General features: G+C 48.0%; 16 protein-coding genes. 12 read left to right on the top strand and 4 right to left on the bottom strand.

All coding sequences use genetic code 11. The annotated features are described in order from the left end of the window. Positions 1 to 47 precede the first annotated feature (47 nt). On the top strand, positions 48 to 563 hold the full coding sequence (locus QCB44_RS05435) for a flavodoxin (protein WP_279408413.1): 516 nt from the start codon (positions 48 to 50) through the stop codon (positions 561 to 563). Positions 564 to 677: 114 nt separating this feature from the next. Here the strand turns inward: QCB44_RS05435 and QCB44_RS05430 are convergent, their stop codons facing one another. Beyond that, complete coding sequence (locus tag QCB44_RS05430) at positions 678 to 1,334, bottom strand: HAD-IB family hydrolase (protein ID WP_279408411.1); 657 nt, start codon at positions 1,332 to 1,334, stop codon at positions 678 to 680. A gap of 185 nt (positions 1,335 to 1,519) precedes the next feature. Here QCB44_RS05430 and QCB44_RS05425 point away from each other — a divergent pair, with 185 nt between their 5' ends. After that, positions 1,520 to 2,008, top strand: a complete 489-nt coding sequence (locus tag QCB44_RS05425) for an RNA pyrophosphohydrolase (protein WP_279408408.1) — start codon at positions 1,520 to 1,522, stop codon at positions 2,006 to 2,008. A gap of 158 nt (positions 2,009 to 2,166) precedes the next feature. Here the strand turns inward: QCB44_RS05425 and QCB44_RS05420 are convergent, their stop codons facing one another. After that, on the bottom strand, positions 2,167 to 2,460 hold the full coding sequence (locus tag QCB44_RS05420) for a helix-hairpin-helix domain-containing protein (RefSeq protein ID WP_279408404.1): 294 nt from the start codon (positions 2,458 to 2,460) through the stop codon (positions 2,167 to 2,169). A 651-nt stretch (positions 2,461 to 3,111) separates the two neighbouring features. Here QCB44_RS05420 and aceE point away from each other — a divergent pair. The 4 genes from aceE (at position 3,112) to QCB44_RS05400 (ending at position 9,685) form a co-directional block, all read left to right on the top strand. Continuing rightward, the gene (gene aceE, locus QCB44_RS05415) at positions 3,112 to 5,772 is read left to right on the top strand and encodes a pyruvate dehydrogenase (acetyl-transferring), homodimeric type (protein ID WP_279408403.1); all 2,661 of its coding nucleotides are present in this window, start codon (positions 3,112 to 3,114) and stop codon (positions 5,770 to 5,772) included. Positions 5,773 to 5,909: 137 nt separating this feature from the next. Continuing rightward, the gene (gene aceF, locus QCB44_RS05410) at positions 5,910 to 7,235 is read left to right on the top strand and encodes a dihydrolipoyllysine-residue acetyltransferase (RefSeq protein WP_279408401.1); all 1,326 of its coding nucleotides are present in this window, start codon (positions 5,910 to 5,912) and stop codon (positions 7,233 to 7,235) included. Between the two features lie 15 nt (positions 7,236 to 7,250). Continuing rightward, positions 7,251 to 9,023, top strand: coding sequence for a dihydrolipoyl dehydrogenase (lpdA, locus tag QCB44_RS05405; RefSeq protein ID WP_279408399.1), 1,773 nt, complete (start codon positions 7,251 to 7,253; stop codon positions 9,021 to 9,023). A gap of 200 nt (positions 9,024 to 9,223) precedes the next feature. Then, entirely contained in the window at positions 9,224 to 9,685 is a 462-nt protein-coding gene (locus QCB44_RS05400) for a hypothetical protein (protein WP_279408397.1), read from the top strand. 120 nt (positions 9,686 to 9,805) lie between these two features. On the opposite strand, the gene QCB44_RS05395 is transcribed toward QCB44_RS05400, so the two are convergent. Both QCB44_RS05395 and QCB44_RS05390 read right to left on the bottom strand, forming a co-directional pair. After that, positions 9,806 to 10,882 (bottom strand): alkene reductase, encoded by a 1,077-nt coding sequence (locus QCB44_RS05395; RefSeq protein ID WP_279408396.1) that lies wholly within the window; start codon positions 10,880 to 10,882, stop codon positions 9,806 to 9,808. A gap of 204 nt (positions 10,883 to 11,086) precedes the next feature. Continuing rightward, positions 11,087 to 12,454 carry a DEAD/DEAH box helicase gene (locus tag QCB44_RS05390; protein WP_279408393.1) on the bottom strand — a complete coding sequence of 456 codons (1,368 nt, stop codon included), beginning with the start codon at positions 12,452 to 12,454 and terminating at the stop codon, positions 11,087 to 11,089. A 456-nt stretch (positions 12,455 to 12,910) separates the two neighbouring features. Between QCB44_RS05390 and QCB44_RS05385 the strand changes: the two genes are divergently transcribed. The 6 genes from QCB44_RS05385 to QCB44_RS05360 all read left to right on the top strand — a co-directional run bounded on the left by QCB44_RS05385 (position 12,911) and on the right by QCB44_RS05360 (position 19,090). Continuing rightward, on the top strand, positions 12,911 to 14,539 hold the full coding sequence (locus QCB44_RS05385) for a GGDEF domain-containing protein (RefSeq protein ID WP_279408392.1): 1,629 nt from the start codon (positions 12,911 to 12,913) through the stop codon (positions 14,537 to 14,539). Positions 14,540 to 14,792: 253 nt separating this feature from the next. Beyond that, positions 14,793 to 16,919, top strand: a complete 2,127-nt coding sequence (locus tag QCB44_RS05380) for a methyl-accepting chemotaxis protein (RefSeq protein WP_279408390.1) — start codon at positions 14,793 to 14,795, stop codon at positions 16,917 to 16,919. A gap of 339 nt (positions 16,920 to 17,258) precedes the next feature. Beyond that, positions 17,259 to 17,891 (top strand): ParA family partition ATPase, encoded by a 633-nt coding sequence (gene parA / locus QCB44_RS05375; protein WP_279408388.1) that lies wholly within the window; start codon positions 17,259 to 17,261, stop codon positions 17,889 to 17,891. Further along, the gene (locus QCB44_RS05370) at positions 17,888 to 18,082 is read left to right on the top strand and encodes a hypothetical protein (protein WP_279408386.1); all 195 of its coding nucleotides are present in this window, start codon (positions 17,888 to 17,890) and stop codon (positions 18,080 to 18,082) included. Before parA ends, QCB44_RS05370 begins: the two co-directional genes overlap by 4 nt. 187 nt (positions 18,083 to 18,269) lie before the next feature. Further along, a complete protein-coding gene (locus QCB44_RS05365) occupies positions 18,270 to 18,569 on the top strand; it encodes a hypothetical protein (RefSeq protein WP_279408385.1) in 300 nt (99 codons plus the stop codon). 104 nt (positions 18,570 to 18,673) lie between these two features. Beyond that, positions 18,674 to 19,090, top strand: a complete 417-nt coding sequence (locus QCB44_RS05360; RefSeq protein ID WP_279408384.1) for a gamma-glutamylcyclotransferase — start codon at positions 18,674 to 18,676, stop codon at positions 19,088 to 19,090. Positions 19,091 to 19,321 lie beyond the last annotated feature (231 nt).

Below are 19,321 nucleotides of genomic sequence, written 5' to 3'. Positions count from 1 at the left end.
CTAATGGAATTCATTTTACTGTTATTTTGATTTAAAAGGGTATAAACATGAGTAAGATCGGCCTATTCTACGGAACGGATACAGGTAATACCGAGCGTGTTGCAGATATGATCAAGGACAAGATCGGCGCGGACATCGTGGATGTTTACGATGTGGCGACTGCCAGCGCGGACGATTTTGCAAAATACGACAAGATCATTCTTGGACAGCCAACCTGGTATTACGGTGAGTTGCAAAGCAGCTGGGATGATTTCTGGGAAGATTTTAAAGGCATTGATTTTACCGGTAAGACGGTTGCCTGCTTTGGATTAGGCGATCAGGCTGACTATTCAGAATACTTTCTGGACGCGATGGGCATGATGCATGATATTGCCGTAGAAAATGGGGCTACCCCGGCAGGCTATACTTCTACTGAAGGGTTTGAGTTTGACGAATCCAAGGCGGTAACGGAAGACGAAGAATTCTTTGTTGGGCTGGGGATTGATGAAGATCAGCAACCCGAGCTGACTGCCGGACGGGTTGATGACTGGGTCGAACAGGTCAAAGAAGAGTTTGGTATTTGATCGTTAGAGACGCTGACATAAAAAACCGCTTTACTGCGGTTTTTTTATGTCTGAAAGACATGAGCTGCCGGTTAAAAAACCGAACAGGCCTGTTCGGTTGTCAGATGATGAGGCTTAATCACGCAGCGTGATCGATGGCCAAGATTTTTCCGCGGCTGTTTTTAACAGGGTCGCATCGGCATCCACCACTACCGGGTTGTCCACCACTTCAAGCAGTGGCTGATCGTTGTGCGAATCAGAATAGAAATAACTGCCTTCCAGGTTCTGGTCGTGAGCTTTTAACCACTCCTGCAGGCGAATCACTTTGCCGTTTTGGAAGGAAGGAGTGCCATCCACTTCGCCGGTAAAGCGGCCGTCTACGACCTCCGGATCGGTCCCGATGAGGTTGCGAATACCGTATCGTTCTGCAATCGGGCGGGTCACAAAGCTATTGGTGGCGGTAATAATCAGCAGCTCATCTCCCTGGTTTTTGTGCAGGTCCACCAGTGCCTGAGCTTTAGGCAGGTAGATCGGTTCAATCATGGTCTGCATGAATTCGGCATGCCAGGTTTGCAGCGTTGCCATGTCGAACTGAGTCAATGGTTTTAGTGAAAAACGTTGGTACTCCATGATATCCAGCGTGCCCGCTTTATACATTTCGTAAAAACGGTCGTTTTCCGCTTCAAAAAAGACGGCATCCACAGCGCCTTTTTGAATTAAAAATTTTCCCCATAGGTAGTCGCTGTCGCCGGCGATTAGAGTGTTATCCAAGTCAAAAATTGCTAAAGCCACGTTAAAAAGTCCCGAATCAAAATTTTGCGCACAATCCTAAACGATTGATTGTTAAGTCACAAGCTGCATTTACCTGAAATTGTGTTGAAAACCGATTAGGGCAGCACCAAAAAATTTCTGATTGAAAAAATCCTAAAAATCAGGCAATAATAAGCGATATTTGTATTTAAGTTTTAAGGTTATTCGTGATAGATAAAGACGGATATCGGCATAATGTCGGTATTATTATTGTAAACAAGGAAGGGAAGCTTTTCTGGGGTAAACGAATTCAACAAGATGCTTGGCAATTTCCTCAAGGGGGAATTCGAGAAAATGAAACGCCGCAGCAAGCGGTGTTTCGTGAACTGAAAGAGGAAGTCGGTTTAGACCCTTCGGATGTGCGTGTGTTAGGGCGTACTAAAGATTGGCTAACCTACGACCTTCCCAAGCACTTGATTCGCCAGTACAGCCAACCTTTATGTATTGGTCAGAAGCAGATTTGGTTTATGCTCGGTTTGGAAAGCGAGCCTGAACGTATCGATTTGAGCCACCATGAGACACCTGAGTTTGAAGATTGGACTTGGGTGGATTATTGGCGCCCGGTTCAAGAGGTGGTCTGCTTCAAACAGTCTGTGTATCATCAGGCACTGACTGAACTGCAAGAGCTTCTGGACAAATTTTGGCTGCCTAAATAATAGTTGATAGTTTATGTGAATATGGACTGTTGCACCTCCCAACAAAGCCCCGATTAAGGGGCTTTGTTGTCTCTGCTAGGAGGTTAGTAATAACGTAGCGGCGGGTTGTTTACCCCGTGTGTAAAGCCGTACGTTGACCTTAGGTCAAACAAGACCGTCTAGCAATCGTCATTTGAATCCTTTTCCGGCTTCATATCATGAAAACGTAAGTCTCCTTTAATATGATGCAACAGGTCTGGGCTCATGCCGTAAACATGCAGCAGATCCTTTGGCTGCTTACAGTTTGTGGCCCCGCAATGTAGCGAAATTTCTCTTGCCAGGTTTGGATTAACCCCGTCCAGTGAGTGGGCAATTTCTTGCGGGCTCGCCGTGTTCACATTCACGGGATTGGCGTAGGCAAGCGGACTTGTAACAAGCAGACTTGCTATCAATAGCATGTTTCTAAGATTCATGCCTGACTCCTTGATGCGTCGAACACATCCTAAGAGCAAATGGGCGCTGCGTCCGTGCCCAAGGATGAATAGAAGCGATAGAGGAACGCATTGAAACAGCGCCCGTTTGTCGTCCTACAAAGGTTATCGCTTTTGGTTGCTTAATAAAAGATAATCATTCACCCTTGGTTTTGATTCTACGCTTATGATTTTCAAAGTGAAATTCTGTTATTTGCTTAAGCATTCAGTGTAATTGTTCATGACATTGCGATAAACAGGAAGCTTAAAAGATTTCAAAATATCCTGTGGCCGCTTTGTTTGCGCTTTCAAGAGCTTAGCGTATTTGTCTCTGCGAGAGGCTTTAGTTACCGTTGCATTGAATGAAAAATGCGTAAAAAAGTGGTATGATGCTCCGACTTTAATGAACCCTGTGATTCAGTTATTCTGCCTTTTTGAGTCCTTGTTGAGTCCCGAAAAGCCAGTGCAGCAAAGTGGCTGAATGCTTTTGAGCATATTCCTGATCCTTTGTTCAGCGTCTTGGAATACTAAGTAGCTGGAACCCTAGACGTTTAAAAAATTATGTTGGCGGTACCGATACGACCTATCTGTACTGACTCTGCTTCAGGCCCACCCAGCACCTGAAGAACTCGAACCAACCCGAGAGGACACATTATGAGCGAACAGTTTATTGACCAGGATCCACAAGAAACGCAAGAGTGGATCGATGCGTTAGAAGCCGTCGTCGAATATGAAGGCTCTGAAAAAGCCAAACACCTGATTGCGCATTTGATCGAAAAAGCCCGTGTTCACGGCATCGATATTCCCTATGCAGCCAACACCCCTTATATCAACACCATTCCACCTGAAGAGCAAAGCAACTATCCTGGTGACTTATCGCTAGAGCAAAAGTTACGCGCTATTCTGCGCTGGAATGCGATGGCGATGGTGGTGCGTGCTAACAAAACCACCAGCGTCGGGGGACACATTGCTTCTTACGCTTCAAGCTGTACGCTTTATGAAGTGGGGATGAACCACTTCTTTAAAGGTCCAAATCATGAGCAAGGCGCTGATATGGTCTTCTTCCAAGGCCATACCGCACCCGGTATGTATTCACGTGCCTTCCTGGAAGGGCGTTTGACTGAAGATCAACTGAAAAACTTCCGTCAGGAAGTAGACGGTAACGGTCTGTCTTCTTATCCGCATCCTTGGTTGATGCCGGACTTCTGGCAGTTCCCAACCGTATCGATGGGTCTAGGACCGTTGATGGCGATCTATCAAGCACGCTTCATGAAGTATATGGAAGCCCGCGGTTTGGCGAAAACGGAAGGGCGTAAGGTTTGGGCTTTCCTCGGTGACGGTGAGATGGATGAACCGGAATCACGTGGTGCCATTCAGCTGGCTAAGCGCGAAAAACTGGATAACCTGATCTACGTAGTCAACTGTAACCTGCAGCGTCTCGATGGACCGGTTCGTGGTAATGACAAGATCATTCAAGAGTTGGAAGGTGTTTTCCGCGGTGCCGGTTGGAACGTTCTAAAAGTACTTTGGGGTTCAGGTTGGGACAAACTGCTGGCTAAAGACACCACCGGTAAGCTGATCGAGCGTATGGGCGAAGTGGTCGATGGTGAATACCAGGCCTATAAAGCAAAAGATGGTGCTTACGTTCGCGAACACTTCTTTGGTAAGTATCCAGAAACCGCTGCTTTGGTTGCCGATATGACAGACGATGAGATTTTCCGTCTGACACGTGGTGGCCACTCGCCACGTAAAGTGTATGCAGCCTATAAAGCCGCCACCGAAACTAAAGGTCAGCCAACGGTCATCCTAGCGAAAACCGTTAAGGGTTACGGAATGGGTGAATACGGTGAAGCGGCGATGACCGCTCACCAGCAGAAAAAGCTGGATATTCACGGTTTGAAATATTTCCGTGACCGTTTCTCGATTCCGATTTCTGACGAACAATTGGAAAAAGACATCCCGTTCTACCGTCCGGATGAGGACTCCGAGATCATGTCTTATCTGAAAGCCAAGCGTGAAGCACTGGGTGGCGACATTCCAAGCCGCCAAGATAACGCTGAGCCGCTTCCGGTTCCTGAAATGGACGCGTTCAAAATGTTGACTGACGGTACGGGTGACCGCGAAATGTCGACCACCATGGCGTTTGTGCGCATTCTATCGATCCTGTTGCGTGACAAGACCTTGGGGCCGCGTTGTGTGCCGATCATTCCGGATGAAGCCCGTACCTTCGGCATGGAAGGTCTGTTCCGTCAAGTCGGTATTTACGATCCGGCCGGTCAGCTATACCAGCCAATGGATAGCGATCAGTTGATGTGGTACAAAGAATCGGCCAATGGCCAGGTACTGGAAGAGGGGATCAACGAAGCCGGTGCGATGTCTTCATGGGTATCCGCGGCGACCGCTTACGCCAACTATGGCGTCTCGATGATTCCATTCTACATCTATTACTCGATGTTCGGTTTTCAGCGTATCGGTGACTTGGCCTGGGCCGCCGGTGACTCGCGTGCACGCGGTTTCCTATTAGGGGCCACCGCAGGACGCACTACCCTTGAAGGGGAGGGGCTGCAGCACCAGGACGGTCACAACTTGATTATGTTTGACGCTGTGCCGAACTGTATGTCATACGACCCAACATTTGCCTATGAAATGGCAGTGATTATGCGTGACGGCATCAAGCGCATGATGCACGATAAAGAAGACGTTTTCTATTACATCACTGCGATGAACGAAAACTACAGCCACCCGGCGATGCCGGAAGGCGTCGAAGAGGGCATCATCAAAGGTCTGTATCCGTTTAAGAAATCGGAGTCTAAAGCCAAAGCCCGCGCTCAATTGATGGGTTCTGGAACGATCTTCACTGAAGTGATTAAAGCAGCAGAAATGCTGGAAACAGAGTGGAACGTGGCCGCTGACATTTGGGCAGCACCAAGTTTCAACCTGCTACGCCGTGACGGTATGGAAGTGACGCGTTGGAACATGTTGAACCCAACCGAAACGCCGAAAGTACCTTATGTCACTGAAGTCCTTTCTCAAGTAGAAGGTCCTTTTATTGCAGCAACCGATTATATTCGCGACTACCCGAACCGTATTCGTGAATATGTGCCGGGCGCATTCCACGTATTGGGAACCGATGGTTTCGGTCGTTCCGATACGCGTGCGCAACTGCGTAAGTTCTTTGAAGTGGACAGCTATCACATTGTAGTGGCTGCGCTTAAAGCACTCGCAGACGAAGGCAAGGTTGACGTGTCAGTCGTAACGGATGCTATGAAAAAATACGGCATCTCAGGCGAAACCGCCTTCTCGTTACACGTGTAATAAACACACCGCCCGTCTTGATCACGGGCGGTTTTGTATTGACTCAAACCCGGCCTAAAACCCAACAGGCCTGGTCTGACAAGCACTGACAACTTAACCTAAACCACGTCGGTGCGTTGATAAAAGGAATTCTTACTATGGCAACAATGCAATTTCATATCCCAGACATCGGGGATTTCGATTCGGTCGATGTCATCGAAGTATTGGTGGGAGAAGGCGATACGGTTAGTGAAGACGATTCTATTCTGACCTTGGAATCCGATAAAGCGACGATGGAAATCCCGTCGCCGGTGAACGGAACCATTACCAAAATGGCGATTTCGGTTGGCGACAGCGTCTCCGAAGGCACTTATGTGTGCGACATTGAGGTTGCTGGTGAAGCCGCGGCTGCAAAAGCCGAAACACCAGCGGAAGAAAAATCGGCAGAAGAGAAGCCGGCACCGGTTGCAGCGCCTGCTCCAAAAGCGGAAGCACCTACTGCTCCGGCTCCTCAGCCTGCGGCGGCGCCAGCAGAACAAAAACCAATCAATAAGCAGCCTATGGGGGCTGCGTTCCACGCTTCTCCATCTGTACGTGCCTTTGCACGTAAATTAGGTGCCGATTTGACGGCGGTTTCCGGTACTGGGCCAAAAGGACGTATCCAGCAAACCGACGTGGAAGCCTTTATTAAATCGGTGATGCAAGGTCAAGCAGCGGCGCCGGGCGCGTCCGGAGCACAGGGTGGCATGGGCATTCCACCAATGCCGCAAATCGACTTTAGCCAGTTCGGTGAAACCGAAACCGAAGAGCTGGGCCGTATCAAGAAGATTTCCGGTAAGCACCTGCATACCAGCTGGTTGAACGTTCCTCATGTCACCCAGTTCGACGAGTGCGACATCACCGAGATGGATCAGTTCCGTAAAGAGATGAAAGCCAATGCCGAGAAGCAGGGAGTAAAACTGACGCCGCTGGTCTTCGTGATGAAGGCGGTGGTCAAAGCGTTGCAAGACTTCCCAAGCTTCAACGCTTCTTTGAGTCCCGATGCGCAATCGCTGATCAAAAAATCCTACTACAACCTGGGTATTGCCGTCGATACGCCAAACGGTCTGGTGGTGCCGGTGGTGCGTGACGTCGATCAAAAAGGCATTTTTGAACTGTCTCGCGAATTGATGGAAATTTCCGCCAAAGCGCGTGATGGCAAGTTGGGGCCTAAGGATATGTCCGGCGGTACCTTCACGATTTCCAGCTTGGGCGGGATCGGCGGCACGCAATTTACGCCAATCGTCAATGCGCCAGAGGTGGCGATTATGGGCTTATCCAAAGCGAAAATGCAGCCAGTCTGGAACGGAAACGAGTTTGTGCCGCGCCTGATTATGCCATTCAGCGTTTCATACGATCACCGCGTGATCGACGGGGCTGAAGGGGTTCGATTCACCACCACGGTTGGTCAATACCTGACTGACTTGCGTCAATTGTTGCTGTAATCCGGAGTCGTATCAATGAGCAGTATTGTAGATATCAAAATTCCTGATATTGGCGATTTCGCCGAAGTAGACGTCATCGAAGTGTTGGTGAACGCCGGTGACGAAGTGATTCAGGACGACTCCATTTTGACGTTGGAATCGGACAAAGCGACCATGGAAATTCCAGCGCCGCACGCTGGTAAAATTGTAGCGATGAACATTGCTATCGGTGATAAGGTTTCTGAAGGGACGATCGTCGGCAGCATGGAAATTGCCGATGTCGAATCCGTCAGTGCCAATGTGGAAGAAAGCGTGGCCGCCACTGCCGCTCCGGCTGAAGATGAGAAAGCGGTTGACGCCCCAAAAGCCGTTTCGGCGGAAGGGATTGAAGCCGACATGCACTGTGAAGTGTTGGTTTTGGGCTCCGGTCCTGGTGGTTATACGGCCGCTTTCCGTGCGGCGGATTTGGGCAAAAAAGTGGTCATGATCGAGCGTTATGAAAACATCGGTGGGGTGTGCTTGAACGTCGGCTGTATTCCGTCTAAAGCGTTGTTGCACATGTCGGTGGTATTGAACGAAACCCGTGAAATGGGGGCGCACGGTATCACTTTCCAAGAGCCGGAAATTGACGTCAACAAAATGCGTGCCTACAAAGATTCTGTAATCGGTAAACTGACCGGCGGTCTGGCAGGCCTGGCCAAAGCGCGTAAAGTTGAAGTGGTGCAGGGTTACGGTAAGTTCAGCTCGTCTCATACGGTAACGGTTGAGTTGGCTGATGGTGGGACTAAAACCATCTCCTTTGACAACGCCATTATCGCCGCCGGTTCACGTGTGGTGAAACTGCCGTTTATTCCGCATGACGATCCGCGCGTCATGGACTCAACCGATGCCCTTGAGCTGGAAGAGATTCCAAAGCGCATGTTGGTGATCGGTGGTGGTATCATCGGCTTGGAAATGGCGCAGGTATATGATTCACTGGGTGCCAGTATTACAGTGGTGGAATTGGGCGACACCATCATTCCGGGTGCGGATAAAGACATCTCCAAGCCGTTACTGAAAAAGATCAAAAAGAAATACGAGAACATCTATCTGAAATCCAAGGTGACCAATGTGGAAGCCAAGGAAGATGGACTGGTGGTGACCTTTGAAGGCAAAGACTGCCCGGAAACCGATACCTTCGACCGTATTTTGGTCGCGGTAGGGCGTACGCCAAACGGTAAACTGATCGACGCTGAAAAGGCCGGTGTCATCGTTAACGACTGGGGCTTCATTGAAGTCGACGAACGTCAGAAAACCAATGTCGATCACATCTACGCCATCGGTGACATCGTGGGGCAGCCAATGCTGGCGCACAAAGCGGTTCACGAAGGGAAAGTGGCGGCAGAAGTCATTAACGGCATGCCATCCGCGTTTACCCCAATGGGCATTCCATCGGTGGCTTATACCGATCCGGAAGTGGCTTGGGCCGGTAAAACGGAAGAACAGCTTAAAGCCGAAGGTGTGGCGTACGAGAAAGGCGCTTTCCCATGGGCCGCTTCCGGACGCAGCTTGAGTTTGGGACGTGACGAAGGGATGACCAAAGCGTTGTTCTGTGCTGAAACCCATCGTCTGCTAGGTTGCGGTATTGTCGGGCCAAACGCCGGTGAATTGGTAGCTGAAGCCATGCTGGCGATTGAAATGGGCGCGGATATGCAAGACATCGGTCTGACCATCCATCCTCACCCAACGTTATCGGAAACCATCTGCTTCGCCGCAGAGATGGCCGAAGGGACGATTACTGACCTGATGCCTCCGAAGAAGAAAAAATAGTAATCATTACTTGTTTTTGCTTAAATGAAACCCGCGCTAAGTGTTGGCTTAGAACGCGGGTTTTTTATTTTAAAGATACCGTTCTGATGTTCTTAGCGGTCATTAAGATGAGTCTGGATATGCAAGACTATGGTTTGGATATTCATTCTCCCTCACCCCTATTGTTATGCGAAAACTCATCATAATGAAGAAGGATGAACATGGAAAATATCAGTAATAAATTTCTAACGGCCATTCATTTTTTAGCCGCTTTAATACTCATATTAATAGCGTTGGTGACCATTGGCTGGTCGGTTTATGAGATTTTTTCAAACCTTATGTTTGAGAGCAAGGAAGCCTTTATACCGTTAATACTGCAGTCTGTCGGCGCTATTATTATTGCGGCTGCAATCATTGATGTTGCGCAATACATGATTGAAGAAGAAGTGTTTCAAGACAAAGAGCTTCGTGACCCTAAAGAAGCGCGTAAGACGGTCACCAAAATCATCGTCATCATTTCAATTGCGGTGAGTATTGAAGGGCTGGTCTACATATTTAAGGCGGGGACAGAGAATTTGGAGCTTTTGCTCTATCCTGCGGCCCTTATTTTTGTTTCCTCAATTTCGATTGTAGCATTGGGTATTTACCAAAAATTAAGCCTCAGCGTTGAGGGAGACAAATAAACCGGCCTATTATTGAAAACCCACGCCCAAAAACGTGGGTTTTTTATAAGCTTAGTTGGATTTAAGCGTTATTGACGAGGCAGGTTTTCGACGGTTTGATCCGTCTGCCTTTATTTTTGATTAAAGTTCCATAAATGGGTAGTCGGTATAGCCTTCGGGTCCTGATGTATAGAACGTATCAGGATCGGGCTCATTTAGTTCGGCTCCTGCTTTGACTTTTGCCGGCAGGTCCGGATTGGCCAGGAATCCAGTGCCGAATGCCACTGAATCGGCCATATTATTGGCGATGACTTGAGCGGCTTCTTCCGGAGAATACCCCATGTTTACCATCAAATGCCCTTTGTAGTGCTCACGGGCAATGGGAATGACATCCGCTTGTTGTATGCCGAAGAAATCGGCGCGCATTACATGAAGGTAGGCTAGATCAAACTGATTCAAATGCTCTGCCAGATAGCGGATCCAACTTTCCGGATCGCTGTCTTTCATATCATTAAAGCTGTTGAGTGGCGACAGGCGAAGGCCGACGCGTTGGCTGCCGATTTCATTGGTGACAGCCGTTAGGATCTCGGTCAGGAAGCGCGCCCGGTTTGCTAAAGAACCGCCGTATTCGTCAGTGCGCTGGTTGGAACCGTCTCGCAGAAACTGGTCAATGAGATAACCATTGGCTCCGTGGACTTCAATCCCGTCAAAGCCCGCAGCAATGGCGTTGGCAGCGGCTCTACGAAAATCTTCCACAATACTGGAAATCTCTTCTTGGGTCAGTTCATGGGGGACGGTGTAGGGTTTTTTGCCTTCTGGTGTGTGTGTTTCACCTTCAATGGCAATCGCGCTTGCGCTGACCGCATCTTTACCGTTATTGAGCAGAGGATGCGCGGCTCGGCCAGCATGCCAGATTTGCAAGAATATTCGTCCCCCTGCGTTGTGAACCGCTTCGGTTGTCTTTTTCCAGCCGTCAATCTGTTCCTGGCTGTAAATGCCGGGATCGTTGCCAAATGCTGAGGTTTGCGGTGTGACCATGGTGCATTCACTGATGATCAATCCGGCGCTTGCCCGTTGTGAGTAGTATTCTGCCATCAGCTCATTGGGAAGGTGATGGAGAGCTCGGCAGCGTGTGAGCGGTGCCATAACAAAGCGGTTCGGAATGGATAGATCACCCAGTTTTACGGGTTGAAATAGGGGAGTCGTCTCGGTTGGCATGGGCTGTCTCCTTCTTCATGGGGAAGTCTGGGGCACTATTGAGATAGTACGAACATTTTTCCATTCTAATCATAAGGTTGAGGTTTATCCATCTTACGCTGATTTTTATAAGAAAAATGCTCTATTTATCAATAGGGTCGAGAGGGTTGAATGGACAGGCATACGCCAGGTTGTGGAATGAGCTCCATAACCTGGTTGGACTATCTAGTTTTGACGATTGCTGTTATCACGGCCTGAAGTCTGCAGTTTTCGGCTTCGTCTACGAGGGGGGTGTCCTGGTGGTTTTTGGCGATGGCGTGGCGGCCGCTTGTTGGCAGGCTTTTCAGTGTTTTCTTTTGCAGTGGCCTTTTGTTCAGCCGACTTTTCTGCAAATACTTTCGGCTTTTTAGGCTTTTTCGGTTTCTTTTTTTTCAGACCGAGTTTGGATTCGCCTAAAGGGTTGTGCGGTTCAAAGCCTGCAACGATCTCTCTTGGCAGAATCTGATTAATCAGATTCTCAATACTGACCAGCTCTTTGAATTCTTCAGCACACACCAGTGACACGGCTTCGCCGCTTTCTCCGGCACGTCCTGTGCGGCCGATGCGGTGAACATAGTCTTCGGACACGTGCGGCAGATCGAAATTGACCACGTGAGGCAGCTGGTCGATATCAATGCCGCGTGCGGCGATGTCCGTGGCCACCAGCACTTGCAGTTTATTGCCTTTAAATTCATTCAAGGCGCGCACCCGGGCGTTTTGGCTTTTGTTGCCATGAATCGCGCTCGCCTTAATGCCGCTTTTGTCTAATTGGGTAGCAAGCCGGTTGGCGCCATGCTTGGTTCGGGTGAAAACGAGCACCTGATACCAGGCCTGGTCTTTCATCAGTTGAATCAGTAATTTGGTTTTTTGCGCTTTATCGACCGGATAGATTTTCTGTTTTACGGTTTCAGCGGTGGAGTTTTTGGGCGTGACCGAAATTTCCACCGGGTTATGCACCAGCCCTTTGGCCAGTTCACGAATCTCGTTGGAAAAGGTGGCCGAGAACAGCAGGTTCTGGCGCTGTTTAGGCAGTAATGTCAGAATTTTTTTGATGTCGCGAATAAAGCCCATATCCAACATGCGATCAGCTTCATCCAGCACAAGCATTTCCAGGTGATCAAAGCGCACGGCGTTTTGCTGATAAAGATCAAGCAATCTGCCAGGCGTAGCCACCAGTATGTCGACGCCTTTGCGCAGGCGCATCATTTGCGGATTGATTTTGACGCCGCCGTAAACAACGGTGGAACTTAAAGACAGCTCTTGACCATAGGTTTCAACACTCTCACTCACTTGAAGGGCAAGCTCTCGCGTTGGTGTGAGGATGAGGGCGCGGGCCTGATTGGATTTGGCTTTGCGGCCTTGCGAGAGTCTTTCGAGCAATGGCAGGGTAAAAGCCGCGGTTTTGCCGGTGCCTGTCTGCGCGGCTGCCATGAGGTCATGGCCATCCAGAATAGCAGGGATCGCCTGGGCCTGGATTGGAGTAGGGGTGGTGTAGCCAGTGTTACTGACAGCTTTGGTGATGTGGGCATTTAAGCCAAGTTCGGTAAATTTCATTGGGTCTCAATTGGTAAAACCAGTGGCAGCGCTTTGGTAACGCCATGGTTGGGTACACTTGTTGGGTTGGAATAATCAGGTTCAGAATAAAACGGAACTTGGTGTATTTTAAAGGTTTTTTTTCCCGATATTGGATTACCTGTCAATCCTCGCGGCTATTTCCGGTTTATAGGCTCCGAAATCTGCTTAACTGCCATCTGTTTAAGATAGAGATCGGCACAGCTTTCTTGATGAAAGAGCTCAGAGCAATGGGCGCAGAGCGATGAAATAAAATCGAATTTTAAAACTGAACAGGCCTGTTCGTTTTTTCTGCCATAACGATTGTTGATTAGAAAAAATAGTAATCACCTGTTATTTTTGCTTAAATTGAGGCCGCTCAATTCCGATAGATGTATGGCAGGCTGATATGCCTAGGGAATAGCGTTTTGCTGTTCCCAATTTGCTTAAGGGGTAGAAATGTACCACGCCAGAGATTTTGGAACCTACAAGGCACTGCTGTTTACTCTTTGGTTAATCGGCCTTGTGTTGTCTAGTCAAGCCTATGCGCAAGCCGAAAATATGGCTTGGCAACTGTATAGTATTGAAGAGGGCCAATATTTTGATCCTGAGCAGCCGGAGTTGCGAACCAAGCTGAAAAAGGTAAAGGATATTTCGTTGGTTGGCGGCCATTATCTTTATGCTGAAGAGATCCGTATTGATCAGGATGGCTTTTATGTGGTCGATTTCAAAAACACCTCGGCGATAGACCGCTTTTCCTTTTATCTTTACGATCCGCAGAACAACCTGATCGCCAGTGCTTCCGGAGGGATTGGGAGCCCTGAACCCAACCCGTTTTTTCTTCGCCACGGGCGCACCTTTCATTTAAACGCCGGGCACTATCAGTTGCTGGCGGAAGTGTCTTCGCCTTATTTTATCGCCCAGCCAGTTCCCTATATTAATACGCTCGACGCTTACCAGCAGGAGATCAAACTGGGGAATGCCGTTGTGTTGGTCGGGCTTGGCATCTTTCTCTCTATGGGGATCTATTATGGAGCGCTCTCTTTTGCACGCTCGCGTAATACCGAGATTCTTTATGCGCTTTTCATTTTCTCTAACCTGCTGTTTAATGCCGGTGCACACCAGGTTCTGGCGCAACTCTTTAACTGGCATAACTTTTATCTGGTTTCTTTCCCTATCCTGTTTTCCAATTTCATTTATGTGCTCTTTGTGATGCGGCTTTTGGAGATTCATCCGGCAAAAAATAAAAAGCTCTACGCCATGGGTGTCGTGATGCTGTCATTGCTGGCGGTATTTGCGCTGTTTGCCATGCTGTCGCCTCACTGGATTAATGAGATGGCGCGTTTTGGCGTATGGGGGTTTCTGCTGTATGGGTTAGTGGCAGGGGTGATCCGTTCAATGCAGGGGAGTATTGTGGCGCGTTTGTACCTGGTTGCTCTAGTGAGCTTTATTGCTTTTGCCAGTATGGCGACGATACCGACGCGCTTGAGTTCAAATACCATCTATGTTGAACACTATGGTCTGGCGGCCATTGCGATGGAGGTGATTCTGCTTGCACTGGTGCTCACCTATCAGGTTGGTGAGCTTTACCGTGAGCGCATGAGAATACTGCTTCGCCTCGATCACAGTAAAAAAATGGCTCATACCGATGCCGTTACCGATATTCCAAATCGTTATGCACTGGAAATGGAATTGGCGTCATTCGGACAAAGCGCCTCTTTAACCTACATTGATATGGACAACCTGAAGTTTTACAACGACCGTTTTGGGCATGCGAAGGGCGATGAGATGCTAACCGTGTTTGCCAAACTGATGAAGCAGGGGTTAGGAGCTAAGGGCACTATTTATCGGATAGGCGGTGACGAATTTGCGGTAACCTGTCCGGATGGTAATACCTACAGGGTGCAGAAACTCATAGAAAGCGTTATTGAGGAAATGCATCGACTCGGTTTTGATCATTCTGGCGTCAGCGCGGGTTCGGCCTTTATGCATGAGGCGGCCAACACCTCGGATTTGAAACACTTGGCTGATATCCGCATGTACGAAAACAAGCAGCAACGTAAAAGCGAAAAACCATCACCGTTTTAATATGCGGAGATGGTCGTGCCTGCTCAAAAATGTTTGTTGTTAATGCGATTTTATTCAATTGCATAGAATCAGAATGAGAACTTTAGCCGTTTGTCCTGCGCTTACGCCCAAAGGTGTGGATTTAATAACTTTGCCCTGAAATGGCATCAGTCCAATTGATTGGTAAAGAAAACGATTCAATGTATGGTGGGGCATTTTTAGCGTAAAATGCCCGTCAAAATTAAGGGCATCAATTATGTTTAACAACCAAAAAATGAATAGTATTCGAATCAAAAGTTCAATTCCTACGGTGACATTGGCGATTTCAATGGTCATTGTGCTAGTAGCCGCTTACTGGATGCTAAAAATGCAGGAGCATTCAATCAAGTTGCAGGCGGATAAGTTTGTTCAATCCATTTCACTTACGCTCAATGCGGATCGCGATCTTTATCAGGCAAAAGTGGCAGAGCTAAACTTATTGGCTCACTATGGTTCAGCAGAGAAAAATGAGGCTTCGCGACTTGAAAATGCCCAACAGGTTTCGGATCGCTATGCTAAATATACGCAAAACATGCAGGATTACCCTGATGTGCTGGCTAAGTCAGAGGGATTCAAGTCTGACTTTGAGGCCTGGAAAAATCAATCGGACAGGTTGGTTGCAGCGATTGGTCAAGCCGATCAAAAAGAGATTGCAGCTTTACGCAAGGAAGAAGAACAGAGGTTTTCGGCACTGCGTGACAATCTTGATAAAGCGGGAGAAGCGGCCTTATTAAAATCCGTAGAAATGCGCGAACACCTGGCACAGCAATTGGATCAATTCAAAACCATCGCTCTTGTCATCATCGGTCTGATCCTGCTCGGTGCGCTATGGCTTGGTTACTCCATTCCGAGAAATATTTCCAGACAGCTACAAAAAACCATCCACGCCGCCAATGCCATTGCAGCAGGCGATTTCTCTAATACGATTGAGAGTGATGCAAAGGATGAAACGGGCCAGCTGTTAAATTCGATGAAACGCATGCAAGATACCATTCAATTGCTTTTGCATGACATGCATCATATGTCCGCAGAACACAGTGCCGGTGATATTGATGTTGTGGTAGATGAAGGTAAATTCCAAGGCGATTATCAAAAAATGGCGGCCGCAATCAATGACATGGTCCGTGAACATATTAATGTCAAGAAAAAAGCCATTGCCGTATTTGAGTCTTTTGGTAATGGCAACTTTGATGCCGATATCGAAAAACTGCCGGGCAAAAAAGCGTTTATCAACGAAACGATTGAGACCGTGCGCGGTAACCTCAAAGCGATTGCCGATGATACCAATATGTTGGTCCAGGCCGTTGCCAATGGGGAGCTTAGTAAATCCGCTGATGCCGATAAGTTTGAAGGCGACTGGAAACAGATGATAGACGGCGTTAACCACATTCTTTCTGGTATAGTGCAGCCGCTGAATGAAGCCATGAGTGTTTTGATGGAAATTGAGCAGGGTAATCTAACCAAAACAGTCAATGGAGATTACAAAGGCCAATTGGGTGACTTTAAACAGACGGTTAATAACACCGTCGCGAAACTGTCGGCTGTTATTAATGAAACCACCCAAGCTTCGCAGATTGTCTCTCAGGGGGCCCAAGAAGTTGCACAAGGAGCGATGGATTTAAGCTCGCGTGTACAGGAGCAGGCTGCCGCCATTGAAGAAACCTCCGCCACAATGGAAGAAATTACTTCCAGTGTCAAAAATAATGCACAGTATGCTAAAGAGGCCGCACAGGTGGTGCGTACAGTGCAAGGCCAGTCCAATACCGGATCTAAAGTAATGGGACAAACCATTGAAGCCATGAATGCGATTCAAGAGTCCAGCCATAAAATTTCCGACATTGTTACCTTGATTGATGGTATTGCATTCCAAACTAACTTATTGGCGCTCAATGCGGCGGTTGAAGCAGCCCGAGCCGGGGAACATGGACGTGGTTTTGCCGTTGTAGCCGGTGAAGTTCGCTCCCTTTCTCAAAAGTCAGCCGATGCGGCTAAGGAAATTAGCACCTTAATTTCGGAAAGTGTTGAGCGTATAGATCAAGGGACGAAGCTGGCATCTGAATCCAGTGAGGTGCTGTCGGCTATCAATCAATCGATTGATGGCGTTGTGAAGGTGGTTGAACAGATCGAACAAGCCTCCAGTGAACAAATGGAAGGAATCGACCAGGTGCATAAAGCGGTCAGCCAAATCGATGGTGTGACCCAACAAAACGCCGCTTTGGTAGAGGAGACTGCCGCCGCCGCCGACAGCATGAGTGAACAGGCCGAACGTCTCGATAGAGATATGGCTTTTTTCAAAATTAAATCAACTGGTGCCCACGTGGATACGCTCCTCATTCCTAAGATTTCAGCAGGGTCAGAATAAGGATCATTGTTAACCCAGTGCAGCCTGCAATAAAAGGCGAATTGTAAAATTTTTTTATATTGAAGCCCCGTGCCTGAAAGCGCGGGTTTGTTATTTTTATTGTTTGCTCTTATCCTCTTATCTCTTTGTTTAGTGGTCTTTTGAGTCTCTCAATCGATATGGTCTCTGTTATGCCATCGTGACATTCATAGGAATTCTTCTCACTTTCCCCGCCGCAGGATTGGATATTCAACTGGAAGAACTCCGTTAAACCTCTTTCAATCTGCAATACTTAAATCTTTTAGACGGCTTGGCTTAAAAGCCGCGCGTATTTGTATTTTTGAATAGTTTGGAAGGGTGATGTCTGCACGTATTTTTTCTATTGCCAACCAAAAGGGCGGAACCGGTAAAACGACCTTGAGCATGAACTTTGCCGCAGGCTTGGCGCAGCGGGGGCGGGCGTTGTTGATTGACGCCGATCCACAGGGGTCGGCGAGTCATTGGAGCCGATCGTCTTCGAACGATAAGCCGTTTCCGGTTTCGGTGATTTCGGTCGGCGGTCAGTTGTCACGGGAAGTAGGGCGTTTTGCCGAGGATTACGATTTTATTGTGATTGATTGTCCGCCCACCTTAGAAACCGGGGTGATGCAGTCCGCTTTGAGTGTGTCGGAATCGGTTTTGATTCCCGTTTTACCGTCCCCGGTGGATTTATGGGCGAGTATCCGGATTACGGATGCGGTTGAGCACGCCAGAATCCGTAATCGATCACTCAAACCCTATATTGTGGTGAATCAGTTGGAGCCAAGAAGTGCTTTGTCTACCGCCATGAAAGAGGCGTTGGAGGAATTTGATATTCCTGCGCTGCAGGGCGGGGTTCGTCGCCGGGCCATCTATCGTAATGCGGCCATAGAAGGGTTGAGCGTTTATTGCATCGGCAAGCGCGGACAGTCGGCGGCACAAGAAATAGACGACATTATCGAGGAGGTTTTATGACAACCGCAAAACCAAGAAGCACGACCGGTTCAAAATTAGCCAATAGCGTACGCCGCGCAAAGGCTAACCCAAAACAAGTGACGCCTGCAACCACAGCAAGTACCGCTTTGGTAAACACGCAAACGCAAAAAACGATTCATGAGCGGGAAACGATCACCGCCATGCCATGCCATCGCGTTTGGCCGGATTAGTGGGGTGTGTCGAGATGCACGGTGCCTTTTGAATAGGTGAAGTGTTATCGATATAGGCTAGGTGACGCTCTAATCTATTGAGATGTTCTATGGATTGTATAGGGATTTCCTTTCAATTCAGCCGCCGATTTTTTCATAAATAGCCGATAATAATTCCCGTTGATATTAGGCATTGCGGGAGAAAACGGTGATCGAAACTTACAACGATTTACATAAACTGATTACCTCTGAAATAGAGCAATATTTGCAAAACAATGACCAGGTTTCGATTAAATTTGAAATCGCTGACAATGGTTCCTGTGTGATGCAGAACAATAGTAACGGCAATAAGTTCAAATTTATGTTGGCGCGATTTGGCGATGAGTATAAAGTGGGATTTGCCTTCTTTGAAGAGTATCAGCCTCAGCCGGTTTGGCTGGATGATGTATTGAGCAGCAGTTTTGATGAGAATTTTGTAAAGACGTTAATTTGTGAGCATTTAGTATAGTCTTTTCTGTTCGATAGGATAGAATTGCTTGATTCTTCAGATAACTGACCAGGCCTGTTCAGTTTATAATTCGTTCGAATACCAGTAAAGACAGACAATACCCCATGATCCCCTGTTTCACCTACGGAACTTTGATGTGTCAAGACATTATGGATGAAGTCTGTGGTGAACCGCTTCAGCCAGTTTCAGGCTGGGTATCGGGGTTTACTCGCTTGCGTGTGAAAGGCGAGTATTACCCCGGTATGGTGCCACATGAAAGCGCTCGGGTTGAAGGCGTTGTTTATCTTGATGTCTCTGAGCGGGCATGGACGCGTTTGGATCACTATGAAGGGGAGGTGTATATGCGCCATCCGGTTGAGGTTGAACTCGCCGATGGCAAAATCCTGTTGGCAGAGACCTACCTTGTTCGCCCCGAGTTCGTTTCCTGTCTGGAATCAACAGCATGGTCGTTTGCGGATTTTCTTCATGACCGCAAACAGGCATTCCAGAATGAGTATCGAAATGATGGAAGTCTGAAGTAGAGCCTTACACTAAGGCGCACCCTTTCGCACAACCGAACAGGCCTGTTCGGTTTATTTTGTCCGGTTTTTTCGAAGCCCTCTTCTTATCCGTTATTGGTTACGGTTCAGGATAGTGATCGCTAGAACCATAACGGTTACTGGTAAATGGCTTTTTATTCAAACATTTGTTTATAAACAGATTTCATTAGTACAAACTATTACTTATTTGATTGTTAAGAATATTTATGGCTA

It is taken from the genome of Thiomicrorhabdus sp. zzn3 (assembly GCF_029767755.1).
Taxonomy (GTDB): Bacteria; Pseudomonadota; Gammaproteobacteria; order Thiomicrospirales; family Thiomicrospiraceae; genus Thiomicrorhabdus.
The sequence above is the reverse complement of the archived record's forward strand: the minus strand, read 5'-3'. Positions and strand labels throughout refer to the sequence as shown.

What these genes read in the sequence shown, in the direction of transcription:
- QCB44_RS05435 (WP_279408413.1), top strand. Translation starts at nt 48, where the DNA reads ATGAGTAAGATCGGCCTATTCTACGGAACGGATACAGGTAATACCGAG.
- QCB44_RS05400 (WP_279408397.1), top strand. Translation starts at nt 9,224, where the DNA reads ATGGAAAATATCAGTAATAAATTTCTAACGGCCATTCATTTTTTAGCC.
- QCB44_RS05385 (WP_279408392.1), top strand. Translation starts at nt 12,911, where the DNA reads ATGTACCACGCCAGAGATTTTGGAACCTACAAGGCACTGCTGTTTACT.
- QCB44_RS05370 (WP_279408386.1), top strand. Translation starts at nt 17,888, where the DNA reads ATGACAACCGCAAAACCAAGAAGCACGACCGGTTCAAAATTAGCCAAT.
- QCB44_RS05390 (WP_279408393.1), bottom strand. Translation starts at nt 12,454, where the DNA reads ATGAAATTTACCGAACTTGGCTTAAATGCCCACATCACCAAAGCTGTC.
- lpdA (WP_279408399.1), top strand. Translation starts at nt 7,251, where the DNA reads ATGAGCAGTATTGTAGATATCAAAATTCCTGATATTGGCGATTTCGCC.
- aceF (WP_279408401.1), top strand. Translation starts at nt 5,910, where the DNA reads ATGGCAACAATGCAATTTCATATCCCAGACATCGGGGATTTCGATTCG.
- QCB44_RS05380 (WP_279408390.1), top strand. Translation starts at nt 14,793, where the DNA reads ATGAATAGTATTCGAATCAAAAGTTCAATTCCTACGGTGACATTGGCG.
- QCB44_RS05420 (WP_279408404.1), bottom strand. Translation starts at nt 2,460, where the DNA reads ATGAATCTTAGAAACATGCTATTGATAGCAAGTCTGCTTGTTACAAGT.
- QCB44_RS05395 (WP_279408396.1), bottom strand. Translation starts at nt 10,882, where the DNA reads ATGCCAACCGAGACGACTCCCCTATTTCAACCCGTAAAACTGGGTGAT.
- parA (WP_279408388.1), top strand. Translation starts at nt 17,259, where the DNA reads ATGTCTGCACGTATTTTTTCTATTGCCAACCAAAAGGGCGGAACCGGT.
- aceE (WP_279408403.1), top strand. Translation starts at nt 3,112, where the DNA reads ATGAGCGAACAGTTTATTGACCAGGATCCACAAGAAACGCAAGAGTGG.
- QCB44_RS05360 (WP_279408384.1), top strand. Translation starts at nt 18,674, where the DNA reads ATGATCCCCTGTTTCACCTACGGAACTTTGATGTGTCAAGACATTATG.